11 protein-coding genes and 1 pseudogene are annotated in these 11,656 nt (G+C 67.6%); 9 read left to right on the forward strand and 3 right to left on the reverse strand.

All coding sequences use genetic code 11. From position 1 onward, the window contains the following. Together A9W95_RS09180 and A9W95_RS09185 are read right to left on the reverse strand one after the other, a co-directional pair. Positions 1 to 1,472, reverse strand: a 1,472-nt coding sequence (locus A9W95_RS09180) for a CocE/NonD family hydrolase (RefSeq protein WP_067411113.1), incomplete at its 3' end; no start/stop codon positions are given. Positions 1,473 to 1,496: 24 nt separating this feature from the next. Continuing rightward, positions 1,497 to 2,072, reverse strand: a complete 576-nt coding sequence (locus tag A9W95_RS09185; protein ID WP_067411116.1) for a DUF3558 domain-containing protein — start codon at positions 2,070 to 2,072, stop codon at positions 1,497 to 1,499. A 153-nt stretch (positions 2,073 to 2,225) separates the two neighbouring features. On the opposite strand from A9W95_RS09185, the gene A9W95_RS09190 reads away from it, so the two are divergent. From A9W95_RS09190 to A9W95_RS09210, 5 genes are all read left to right on the forward strand, one after another. After that, on the forward strand, positions 2,226 to 3,191 hold the full coding sequence (locus tag A9W95_RS09190; RefSeq protein WP_156746089.1) for a metallophosphoesterase: 966 nt from the start codon (positions 2,226 to 2,228) through the stop codon (positions 3,189 to 3,191). Then, a complete protein-coding gene (locus A9W95_RS09195; protein WP_067411121.1) occupies positions 3,188 to 3,868 on the forward strand; it encodes a 4'-phosphopantetheinyl transferase in 681 nt (226 codons plus the stop codon). The genes A9W95_RS09190 and A9W95_RS09195 overlap by 4 nt, the downstream gene beginning before the upstream one ends. Then, positions 3,865 to 4,758: a tRNA pseudouridine(55) synthase TruB gene (gene truB, locus A9W95_RS09200; protein ID WP_067411123.1), complete on the forward strand. Its 894-nt coding sequence runs from the start codon at positions 3,865 to 3,867 to the stop codon at positions 4,756 to 4,758. Before A9W95_RS09195 ends, truB begins: the two co-directional genes overlap by 4 nt. 194 nt (positions 4,759 to 4,952) lie before the next feature. Then, positions 4,953 to 6,155: a lipid-transfer protein gene (locus tag A9W95_RS09205; RefSeq protein WP_067411126.1), complete on the forward strand. Its 1,203-nt coding sequence runs from the start codon at positions 4,953 to 4,955 to the stop codon at positions 6,153 to 6,155. A gap of 10 nt (positions 6,156 to 6,165) precedes the next feature. Next, positions 6,166 to 7,410, forward strand: coding sequence for an acyl-CoA dehydrogenase family protein (locus A9W95_RS09210; RefSeq protein ID WP_067411128.1), 1,245 nt, complete (start codon positions 6,166 to 6,168; stop codon positions 7,408 to 7,410). Between the two features lie 249 nt (positions 7,411 to 7,659). Here A9W95_RS09210 and mntR read toward each other — a convergent pair whose 3' ends face one another. After that, entirely contained in the window at positions 7,660 to 8,352 is a 693-nt protein-coding gene (mntR, locus tag A9W95_RS09215) for a manganese-binding transcriptional regulator MntR (protein ID WP_067411130.1), read from the reverse strand. 151 nt (positions 8,353 to 8,503) lie between these two features. On the opposite strand from mntR, the gene A9W95_RS09220 reads away from it, so the two are divergent. The 4 genes and pseudogenes from A9W95_RS09220 to A9W95_RS09235 form a co-directional block, all read left to right on the forward strand. Next, a complete protein-coding gene (locus tag A9W95_RS09220) occupies positions 8,504 to 9,475 on the forward strand; it encodes a bifunctional riboflavin kinase/FAD synthetase (protein ID WP_067411133.1) in 972 nt (323 codons plus the stop codon). Positions 9,476 to 9,594: 119 nt separating this feature from the next. Next, positions 9,595 to 9,864: a 30S ribosomal protein S15 gene (gene rpsO, locus A9W95_RS09225; RefSeq protein WP_066950523.1), complete on the forward strand. Its 270-nt coding sequence runs from the start codon at positions 9,595 to 9,597 to the stop codon at positions 9,862 to 9,864. A 12-nt stretch (positions 9,865 to 9,876) separates the two neighbouring features. Continuing rightward, positions 9,877 to 10,404, forward strand: a complete 528-nt coding sequence (locus A9W95_RS09230; protein ID WP_067411135.1) for a hypothetical protein — start codon at positions 9,877 to 9,879, stop codon at positions 10,402 to 10,404. A gap of 357 nt (positions 10,405 to 10,761) precedes the next feature. Then, positions 10,762 to 11,394: pseudogene (locus A9W95_RS09235) on the forward strand (polyribonucleotide nucleotidyltransferase); the annotation flags it as partial. Between the last annotated feature and the right edge of the window lie 262 nt (positions 11,395 to 11,656).

The following is an 11,656-nucleotide window of genomic DNA, read 5'->3' on the forward strand; positions in this document are numbered from 1 at the left end:
CCGGCGCGGAACCGGTGCGCGACGGCGTCGAGTTCGATTCGGACCGTTTCCGGAGCGTCACCCAGGCGGCGGTAGCCGTCGCTGACGTTGCGGGAGCGACCCCGCGCGTCGACCTCGCTGACCCGGACGAACACGTCCACATTGGGGTTGTCCGACGAGTGGGTCAGCTCGACGACCGGGCTGCCGTAGACGAACACGTCGTGGGCGAGCGTCGCGCCGGTGAAGGACAGCACGTCGTCGCGCGCCGCGAGCCGGGTGTCGACGCGGTAGCCGCCCTTGGGTGACAGCAGTGGACCGCCGACGACCCGGGTGGGGTGGTCGGGGTCGTAGTGGAATTTAGCCGGTGCCGCCGCTGCCTGCGGCGCGGTTTCACCCAGGTGCCCATCGGGTTGCAGGTACAACGCTTGGGCCGCGGTGGCCGGTGGCCAGTCCGGCAGATACCGCCACCCTTGGCCGGTGACGAACACCCGGACGGTGCTGGGCCGGCGCAGGTCCGCGGCGCCGCCCAGGTGGGCGTCCAACCAGTCCAGCGATTCCTGCGCGCTGACCGCCAGTCCCTTGGTGAGCATTTGGGTGTGGGTCCACGGGCCTACGGTCAGGGCGACGTTGACGCCGCGGTCGCGCAGGTGTTGGTACTGCTGCAAGGTCTGGCCCAAGAACACGTCCTGCCAACCGGTGAGCAGCAACACCGGAACCTCGACGCGGTCCAGCGCTGCTGGGAAGCGCAGTCGGTCCCAGAACGGGTCGTCGGGATCGGTGTGTTCCAGCCACGACTCGAACCACGGTGCACCGTCGCCGAGTAGCGTGCGCGCCCCGGTTCCCAGCGGCACCTCGGCGACGGCGCGGGCCACTTTGCGTGGGGACCGCAGCTGGCGGATGCCGGCGCGGACGCGACCGGGTTCCTCCTGGCGGGCGACCATATCGCTCCAGCCCAGGAAGTCGTTGACGGCGAACGATCCGGTACCCCACACCGAGTCCCGGAAATCGTGCGGGCCGACGGTGATGACGGCCGCGGCCAGTTCCGGGGGCGGATCGGCCAGCAGCGCCCACTGGGTGAAACCCAGATACGACAGGCCGACCGTGCCGAACCGACCGGTGAACCACGGTTGGCGACGCAGCCACTCGACCGTGTCGGCTCCGTCGGCGGCCTCGTTGACCATCGGCTCGAACGCGCCGCCGGAACCGAATGTTCCGCGCACGCTCTGCAGGACGACGTGATAGCCGCGGGAGGCGTAGATCCGGGCAAACACCAGCGAAAACGGGAAGCCGCGCCCATAGGGACCGCGGACCAGCAAGGTTCCGGCGGGTCGATCGGTGTCGGGAGCGTAGTGGTCGGCCACCAGGTGCACGCCGTCGCGCATCGGCACCTCGACGCGCCGCACGGTGTACCCGGTGGTCGCCGGCCGCAGCCCCAGCGCCCTGCCCAGCGCGCCGCCGACCGCTTCGCCGCCGCGATGCCTGCTCTTGCTCACCCGCTCAGGTTAGGAAACCGCGGCTCAGAACTTGTAGTAGGGAGCCAAGTCGTTGGCGCGCTGCAGGTTGGTCGAGGGGCAGTCGACGTCGGGCTCGGAGTAGATGCTCGAGTAGAACAGCGCCTGCTGAATGACCCCGTAGCTGGTCTTGAACGTCACCATGCAGGACATGTAGTAGTAGCTGTTGCGCTGGGTGGGCTTGAGCACCCAGTACTGCGCGGCGCGATGCCCGGCCACCGTCGTTTCCACCGCGTCCGGGGGAAGGCTCTGGGCGTAGGTGCGCCAGATGATGGGTTCGACGGCCAGCTGGTAGTTACCCGCGTCGTAGTGACAACGCAGTCCTTCTTCGGCCTCGGGCGGGCTGAACGCCAGACCGAGTCGCTGTATCGCGTCGAACGGGATGTCGTTGCACGGGTCGAACGGGCTGGGGTTGCTGGTCTCCACGATGGGGCTTTTCATCGTGGTCGACATCGGGGCGGCCGTCGACCGCAAATCGACATCCCCGTGGCCCGCGGGTGCGGGTGGGATGCTCTGCGAGCCCACCACCACCGCTGTGATCAGCGCGGCAAGCCCTCCGAGCAGACGCACCTTGGCGAACACGACACCCCCTGCCTCATGGCGGTCCCTTTGCCGGGAGTGTACAAGTCGCTTCCGCGCCGCCACAGGGCAAACGAGAACTTGTTCTAACTCGGCGGCAAACCGCAGTGGCCGCCCCGCGCCAATCGGGGGCTTGCGGCCCAGCCGTTAGGGTGGATAGTCGTGACCCGACAGGAGCAGGCCGGACAGCCCACGCTGTGGGCGATCTCCGACCTGCACACCGGTCACCTGGGCAACAAGCCCGTCACCGAATCCCTGCACCCGTCCTCGCCGGACGACTGGCTGATCGTGGCTGGTGACGTGGCCGAACGCACCGACGAGATCCGCTGGGCGCTGGACCTGCTGCGGCGACGGTTCGCCAAGGTCATCTGGGTGCCCGGCAACCACGAGCTGTGGACCACCACCCGCGACCCCAAGCAGATCTTCGGCCGCGACCGCTACGACTACCTGGTCGACATGTGCGACCAGATGGGCATCGTCACCCCCGAGCACCCGTTCCCGGTGTGGACCGAACGCGGCGGCCCGGCCACCATCGTGCCGATGTTCCTGCTCTACGACTACACCTACCTGCCGGCGGGTGCGGCCACCAAGGCCGAAGGGCTGGCCATCGCGCGGGAACGCAACGTGGTAGCCACCGACGAGTTCCTGCTGTCCTGCGAGCCGTACCCCACCCGCGACGCCTGGTGCCACGAGCGGGTCGCCGCCACCCGCGACCGGCTCGAAGAGCTCGACTGGATGCAGCCGACCGTGCTGGTCAACCACTTCCCCCTGGTGCGCGAGCCCTGCGACGCGTTGTTCTACCCCGAGTTCTCGCTGTGGTGCGGCACCACGAAAACCGCCGACTGGCACACCCGCTACAACGCGGTGTGCTCGGTCTACGGGCACCTGCACATTCCGCGCACCACCTGGTACGACGACGTGCGCTTCGAAGAGGTGTCGGTGGGCTATCCGCGTGAGTGGCGCCGCCGCAAGCCCTTCAGCTGGTTGCGTCAGGTACTGCCCGACCCCCAGTACGCGCCCGGCTATCTCAACGACTTCGGCGGCCACTTCGTCATCACTCCCGAGATGCGCCAGCAGGCCACGCAATTCCGGGAACGATTGCAGCAGCGGCAAAACCGATGACCGTCGCAACGCTGGTGTCCGCAGTGCTGCCCGACACGGTGCACGACGACTTGGCCTACGCCGAGGTGTATACCGACCCGCCGGGGCTGACGCCGCTGCCCGAAGAAGAACCGCTGATCGCCAAGTCGGTGGCCAAGCGGCGCAACGAATTCATCACCGTGCGCCACTGCGCCCGCCTGGCGCTGGGCGAGCTGGGGCTGCCGCCGGTGCCAATCCTCAAGGGCGAGAAGGGCGAACCATGTTGGCCTTCCGGTGTGGTGGGCAGCTTGACGCACTGCACCGGCTATCGCGGCGCGGTGGTGGGACGCGACACCGCGGTGCGATCGCTGGGCATCGACGCCGAACCGCACGACGTGTTGCCCAATGGCGTGCTCGAGGCGATCAGCCTGCCCGCCGAGCGCGGTGAGATACCGCTGAAAATGCCGCCCGGCCTGCACTGGGATCGAATCCTGTTCTGCGCCAAGGAGGCCACCTACAAAGCGTGGTTTCCGATGACGCAGCGGTGGCTGGGTTTCGAGGACGCGCACATCACCTTCGAGGCCGACAGTTCGACGACGGGACGGTTCGTCTCTCGCATCCTCATCGATCCTTCGGCGCTGACCGGTCCGCCGTTGACCACGCTGAGCGGCCGGTGGTCGGTGCAACGGGATCTGGTGCTGACCGCCATCGTGCTATGAGCGACGGGCCGCCGGGCCCGGGCATCGTCGTTGTCGACAAGCCGGCGGGTATGACCAGCCATGACGTCGTGGGGCGGTGTCGCCGCATCTTCTCCACCCGGCGGGTCGGTCACGCGGGCACGCTGGATCCGATGGCGACCGGCGTGCTGGTGCTCGGCATCGAGCGCGCCACCAAGATCCTCGGGTTGCTGACGGCGTCTTCCAAGTCGTACGCCGCGACCATTCGGCTGGGCCAGACAACGACCACCGAAGACGCCGAAGGGGAGCTGCTGCAGTCTGTTTCGGCTCAACACGTCACCGACTCGGCGATCGCCGCCGCGATGACCGGTCTGCGTGGCGACATCAGCCAGGTGCCGTCGGCGGTGAGCGCGATCAAGGTCGGCGGCCGGCGCGCCTACGAGTTGGCCAGGGCGGGTCAGGCCGTCGAACTGAAAGCCCGGCCGGTGCGCATCGACTCGTTCGAGGTGGTGGACATCCGGCGTGGCGGCGAGCTGATCGACCTGGACGTGGAAGTGGACTGTTCGTCGGGAACCTACATCCGCGCGCTGGCCCGTGATCTCGGCGCGGCGCTCGGCGTGGGCGGTCACCTGACGTCGTTGCGGCGCACCCGCGTCGGTCGCTTCGACCTGTCCCAGGCGCAAACGTTGGACCAGCTCGCCGAGCGGCCGCGGCTGAGCCTGAACCTGGACCGGGCCTGCCTGCTCATGTTCGGCCGCCGCGACCTCACCACCGCCGAGGCCGAGGCGGTGGCCAACGGGCGGCCCCTGCCGGTGGCGGGACTCGACGGCGTCTACGCGGCCGTCGACGTCGAAGGGCGGGTGATCGCGCTGCTGCGTGACGAGGGTCAGCGGACCAAGTCGGTGGTGGTGATCCGCCCGGCGACGCTCTAGGGCGTCGAGCGTGCGTGTAGGGCGTCGAGCGTGCGTGTAGGGCGTCGACCGTGCGTGTAGGGCGGAAATTCCGCCTTAACGCCGCCGTCAGTACCCAATGGAAACCGTGAGCGCACACTCGATGCGCATCCCCGTCGAGCGCTCGCCGCGACCAAGTTGCACACTGAAAGGCACGCCGTCTGGAAGGGGCAACGATGCCTAGCAAGAGCGCCAACAAAGTTTTCGTCGTCGGTGTGGGGATGACGAAGTTCGAAAAGCCGGGTCGCCGCGAAGGCTGGGACTACCCGCAGATGGCCAAGGAGTCCGGCACCAACGCGCTCAAAGACGCCGGCGTCGACTACACCGACATCGAGCAGGGCTACGTCGGGTACGTGGCGGGCGACTCGACCAGTGGCCAGCGCGCCCTCTACGAGCTGGGCATGACCGGCATCCCGATCGTCAACGTCAACAACAACTGCTCGACGGGTTCCACGGCGCTCTATCTCGGCGCGCAGGCCATTCGCGGCGGAATCGCCGACTGTGTGCTGGCGCTGGGCTTCGAGAAGATGCAGCCCGGCGCGCTGGCCGGCGGGCTGCAGGACCGCGAGTCGCCGATGGGCAGGCACGTCAAGGCCCTGGCCGAAATGGACGAGTTCGCGCTACCGGTGGCGCCGTGGATGTTCGGCGCGGCCGGGCGCGAGCACATGAAGAAGTACGGCACCACCGCCGAGCACTTCGCCAAGATCGGCTTGAAGAACCACAAGCACTCAGTGAACAATCCCTACGCGCAGTTCCAGGAGGAGTACACCCTCGACGACATCCTGGCCGCGAAGATGATCTCCGACCCGCTCACCAAGCTGCAGTGCTCGCCCACCTCCGACGGCTCGGCCGCGGTGGTGCTGGCCAGCGAGGACTACGTGGCCCGCCACGGTCTTGCCGGGCAGGCCGTGGAGATCGTCGGGCAGGCGATGACCACCGACTTCGAGTCCACGTTCGACGGCAGCGCCCGCAACATCATTGGCTACGACATGAATGTGCAAGCCGCGCAACGTGTTTACCAACAGGCCGGGCTGGGCCCGGACGACTTCCAGGTAATCGAGCTGCACGACTGCTTCTCGGCCAACGAGCTGCTGCTGTACGAGGCGCTGGGCCTGTGCGGCGAAGGCGAAGCGCCCAAGTTGATCGACGACAACCAAACCACTTACGGCGGACGCTGGGTGGTCAACCCCTCGGGCGGGCTCATCTCCAAGGGACATCCGCTGGGCGCCACCGGGTTGGCGCAGTGTTCGGAGCTGACCTGGCAACTGCGCGGCACCGCCGACAAGCGCCAGGTACCCGATGTCACCGCCGCACTACAACACAACATCGGGTTGGGCGGCGCCGCCGTCGTCACCGCCTATCAGCGCGCCGAACGCTAGGGGCCACGCCTTGATCGAGTGGTCCGACTCCGATCTGATGGTGCGCGACGCGGTCCGTCAATTCGTCGACAAAGAAATCCGTCCGCACCTCGATGAGCTGGAAACCGGTGAGCTGTCGCCCTATCCGTTCGCGCGAAAGCTGTTCAGCCAGTTCGGTCTCGACGCCATGGCGGCCGAGGCGGTCAAGAACATGCTGGACCGGGAGCGCGCTAAAGAGGCCGGTGAATCAGCGGAGAAGCCAAGCGACTCCGGCGGTTTCGGTGGTGGCGAGCAGGCGTCGATGGTCGCGGTCATGGTGTCCGAGATCGCCAGGGTGAGCATCGGATTACTCAGCACCGCCTCGGTCAGCCTGGGTTTGGGAGCGGCGACCATCATGAGCCGCGGCACGCTCGCCCAAAAGGAGCGGTGGTTACCCGGGCTGATGACGCTGGAAAAGATTGCGGCGTGGGCGATTACCGAACCCGACTCCGGCTCGGACGCGTTCGGCGGCATGAAGACGACCGTCAAGCGAGACGGCGAAGACTACATCCTCAATGGCCAGAAGACCTTCATCACCAACGGTCCCTACGCCGACGTCTTGGTGGTCTACGCCAAACTCGACGACGGGGACGCGACGGTGGACCGCCGCAACCGGCCGGTGCTGGTCTTCGTGCTCGACGCCGGCATGCCCGGGCTCACCCAAGGCAAGCCGTTCAAGAAGATGGGCATGATGTCCTCGCCGACCGGCGAATTGTTCTTCGACAATGTGCGGCTGACGCCGGACCGGCTATTGGGCGGCAGCGAGCACACCGGCGGCGACGGCCGCGACAGCGCCCGCGAAAACTTCGCCGCCGAGCGGATCGGCATCGCCATGATGGCGTTGGGCATCATCAACGAATGCCACCGGCTGTGCGTGGACTACGCCAAGACCCGCACCCTGTGGGGCAAGAACATCGGGCAGTTCCAGCTGATTCAACTCAAGCTGGCCAAGATGGAAATCGCGCGAATGAACGTGCAGAACATGGTGTTTCAGACCATCGAGCGGCAACGAGCCGGGAAGCCGCTAACGCTGGCCGAGGCGTCGGCGATCAAGCTGTACTCCTCGGAAACCGCGACCGACGTCGCGATGGACGCCGTGCAGTTGTTCGGCGGCAACGGCTACATGGCCGAATACCGGGTGGAACAGTTAGCGCGGGACGCCAAGTCGCTGATGATCTACGCCGGCAGCAACGAGGTGCAGGTCACCCATATCGCCAAGGGGCTGCTGAGCGGCTGAAGTCGCGCCAGCCTGCAATTTGGCAGGCCGCTACTCGCACTTTGTCTGCAGAATTACCGGCGCGGCGCAAACCGCGGATGCACTCATGGCTTGCGATCGCCGCTGCGCCCGGCTTCGCCGCGCTTGCGATCGCCGCTGGCGCCGATTGGCGGCGACCCGCTGCGCCCGGCTTCGCCGCGCTTGCGATCGCCGCTGGCTTCAACTGGCGGCGACCCGCTGCGCCCGGCTTCGCCGCGCTTGCGATCGCCGCTAACCCACCACCCAGATCGCCAGCGCGGCCGGGCTGCCCAAGTCCACAGTGGCCGCGTCGCCGTCCTCAGACTCGATCGCCACCGACACCATGCCGGCGAACTCCCGCCGGGTCACCACGCGCAGTCGCGAGTCCAGACTGATCCCGACGCTGTCGAAGTAACGCAGCATCTCCGGATCGGCATCGGAGATCCGGGCCACCGTCCCGGTGTCGCCGTCATGGCACGCCCACAGCTGACGCGCCGGCGGAGTCGGCACCTGCCCGTCGGGTGCCGGGATCGGGTCGCCGTGCGGGTCGCGCCGCGGGAAGCCCAGCTTGGCGTCGATGCGAGCAACCAGGCGGTCCGACACCGCATGCTCGAGCACCTCGGCCTCGTCGTGCACCTCGTCCCAGCCGTAACCGAGTTCGTTGACCAGGAACGTCTCCAAAAGCCGGTGCCGGCGCACCATCGCCAACGCCGCGCGTCGGCCCGCCTCGGTCAGCGTCACCGCACCGTACTTCTCGTGATCGACCAGCCCCTGCTCGGCGAGCTTGCGGATGGATTCCGAGGCGGTGCTGGCCGACACGCCCAGCTTCTCGGCGAGCATCTTGGTGCTGACCCGGTCGCGGGACCACTCCTGAGCGGTCCAGATGACCTTCAGGTAGTCCTGGGCGACCGGGGTCAGGCCGCCAGACTCCTCCTCAGTCCTCACAACCTGAAAGTTTAGGCACCCCACCCGGCTGGTGCGGTGCACCCGGCAAACGGCGCCACTCGCGAGTCGGTGAGCACAACGAGGCGGCAGACAGGTGAAACCTCCGTATCCCCGGCACCGGCGGCGCGGTCGGAGCCGTAGGCTTGCGGGCGTGCAGCGGTGGCGCGGCCAGGACGAGATCCCGACGGATTGGGGCAGGTGCGTGCTCACCATCGGGGTGTTCGATGGTGTGCACCGCGGGCATGCCGAATTGATCGCCCACGCGGTCAAGGCCGCCCGCGCCCGCGACGTCCCCACCGTGCTGATGACGTTCGACCCGCACCCGATGGAAGTGGTCTACCCCGGCAGCCACCCCGCACAGCTGACCACCTTGACCCGCCGCGCCGAACTGGTCGAAGAGCTGGGCATCGACGTGTTCCTGGTGATGCCGTTCACCACCGACTTCATGAAGCTCACTCCCGAGCGCTACGTCCACGAGCTACTGGTGGAGAACCTGCACGTCGTCGAGGTGGTGGTGGGCGAGAACTTCACCTTCGGCAAGAAGGCGGCCGGCAATGTCGAGACGCTGCGCCGCGCCGGTGAGCGGTTCGGATTCGCGGTCGAGTCGATGTCGCTGCTGTCCGAGCATCACAGCAACGAGACGGTGACGTTCTCCTCGACGTACATCAGGTCCTGCGTCGACGCCGGCGACATGGTGGCGGCCACCGAAGCGCTGGGCCGCCCGCACCGCGTCGAGGGCGTCGTGGTGCGCGGGCACGGCCGCGGTCTGGAGCTGGGTTATCCCACCGCCAACGTGGCACCGCCGATGTATTCAGCGATCCCGGCCGACGGCGTCTACGCCGCCTGGTTCACCGTGCTCGGCCACGGACCGGTCACCGGCACCGTAGTCCCCGGCGACCGCTACCAGGCCGCGGTGTCCGTGGGCACCAACCCGACTTTCTCCGGCCGCACCCGCACCGTCGAGGCCTTCGTACTCGACACCGCCGCCGATCTCTACGGCCAACATGTGGCGCTGGACTTCGTCGCGCGCATCCGCGGCCAGAAGAAGTTCGACTCGGTGCCCGACCTGATCACCGAGATGGGCGTCGACACCGAGCGCACCCGGGCGCTGCTCAAGGACTGACGATTCGGGGCGCACCTCGATCCGCTGCTAAACTGCCCCACGACATCGGCGCGTGCTGCGGTTCGCGGTGGCCGCGCCGGGAAATCACTGATCGCGGACCAATTGATGGAGATATTTTCGTGGCGCTGACTGCCGAGCAAAAAAAGGAAATCCTGGGCACCTACGGCCTGCATGACACCGACACCGGATCCCCGGAGGCCCAGGTCGCCCTGCTGACCAAGCGGATCGCCGACCTCACCGAGCACCTGAAGGTGCACAAGCATGACCACCACTCGCGTCGCGGTCTGCTGCTGCTGGTGGGTCGCCGCCGCCGGCTGCTCAAGTACGTCGCGCAGATCGATGTGGCGCGGTACCGCTCCCTGGTCGAACGGCTGGGTCTGCGTCGCTGACTCGCGGCCGCCATGCGCGCCCTGCTCATCCCGTGCCTGGTGGCCGGGGGGCTGGTGGGGTGCGCCGGATGCGCATCCTGGAGTAGCCACACGCCCGACTTGGCCGACGTGAAGGTCGGTGACTGTCTGAAGCTGGGCGGCACGGCCGAGGACCCGCAGGCCGCGCAGGTGGCCTGCGGCAGTCCGGAGTCTAATTTCAAGGTGGTCGCCACGGCCGCCGACCGCTCGGCCTGCCCGGCCGACGTCGATTCGTTCTACTCGACTCGCAACGCGATGGACGGGTCGACCAGCACCTTGTGCCTGGACATCGATTGGGTGGTCGGTGGCTGCATGAGCGTCGACCCCCAGCATCGGGCCGACCCGGTTCGGGTTGACTGCAACGACGCTTCGGTGCCGCACCGGCAGCGAGCCACCCAGATTCTCCAAGACCTCGACCCGCCGGTCAGCGTCGACCAGTGCGCCAGCGGCCTCGGCTACGCCTACTCCCAGCGGCGATTCGCCGTGTGCGTCGAGGACGTCGGCGCCGGGCCGCGAAGCTAGCCGTCTGGTCTGGACCGCCGAACCGCCCGTGTAGAGTGAGGGCGTTATGGGTCGGTTCGGCCCAGCAAATGGTGCGGTCCGCGCAGATCCGCGCGTGCCGTTCCAGCGAGTCACGACGGGAGCGCCCCGGCCTGTATCGGGCGGTCTTCGGTAGTGGCTGCCGGGCTCCCCGGATCTGGGGCAGGTCGGCCGCTTCGATCGACGGCCGTAGCCGCATCCAGGCTCAAGCTCTACAGGGAAGCTCTCGCAAGCCGGCTCGCAGGCTCATTTGAGCCCGTGAGCGCTGCTGCGAACCCTCTGGGTTTTGCGTGACCACGCGAAACAGCCACATATCCCAGAGAGGGCCGCACGGACGTCATGTCTGTAGCTGAAATCGAAGAAGGCGTGTTCGAGGCGACCGCCACCATTGACAACGGGAGCTTCGGCACCCGCACCGTCCGTTTCGAGACCGGCCGGCTGGCCTTGCAGGCCGCCGGAGCCGTCGTCGCCTACCTGGACGACGACAACATGCTGCTGTCGGCGACGACCGCCAGCAAGAACCCCAAGGACCACTTCGACTTCTTCCCGTTGACGGTCGACGTCGAGGAGCGGATGTATGCCGCCGGCCGCATCCCCGGTTCGTTCTTCCGTCGGGAGGGCCGCCCGTCCACCGACGCCATCCTGACCTGCCGGCTCATCGACCGCCCGCTGCGTCCGTCCTTCGTCGACGGCCTGCGCAACGAGATCCAGGTCGTGGTGACCGTGTTGAGCTTGGACCCCAACGACCTGTACGACGTGTTGGCGATCAACGCCGCGTCGGCCTCCACCCAGCTCGGCGGCCTGCCCTTCTCCGGCCCCATCGGCGGGGTCCGGGTGGCACTGATCGACGGCGCCTGGGTCGCCTTCCCGACCGTCGAGCAGCTCGAGCGCGCCGTGTTCGACATGGTGGTGGCCGGCCGCAAAGTCGACGGTGACGTGGCGATCATGATGGTCGAAGCCGAGGCCACCGAGTAGTAGACGTCGTCGCCGTAGTCCGGGAACACCGGGAACTCACCGGTCGGCTTCGCGGCCGCCTCGGCCAGCTCCTCCTGCGCGGTGCACAGCGCGGCGATGAACGGCTTGGCCGCCTCCAGACCCTCGGCAACCACACCTTCGGTCGGCGCCTGCGCGCCGCCGTCGACCAGGTCGATGACGTGCTCGGTGGCCTCGGCTTCGACCATCATGATCGCCACGTCACCGTCGACTTTGCGGCCGGCCACCACCATGTCGAACA

The organism is Mycobacterium sp. 1423905.2 (genome assembly GCF_001673155.1).
In the GTDB taxonomy this organism is placed as follows: domain Bacteria; phylum Actinomycetota; class Actinomycetes; order Mycobacteriales; family Mycobacteriaceae; genus Mycobacterium.

Bases quoted from the DNA above. Each gene is read 5' to 3' on its own strand.
- A9W95_RS09230 (WP_067411135.1), top strand. From the start codon at position 9,877: ATGCGCGCCCTGCTCATCCCGTGCCTGGTGGCCGGGGGGCTGGTGGGG.
- truB (WP_067411123.1), top strand. From the start codon at position 3,865: ATGAGCGACGGGCCGCCGGGCCCGGGCATCGTCGTTGTCGACAAGCCG.
- A9W95_RS09195 (WP_067411121.1), top strand. From the start codon at position 3,188: ATGACCGTCGCAACGCTGGTGTCCGCAGTGCTGCCCGACACGGTGCAC.
- A9W95_RS09205 (WP_067411126.1), top strand. From the start codon at position 4,953: ATGCCTAGCAAGAGCGCCAACAAAGTTTTCGTCGTCGGTGTGGGGATG.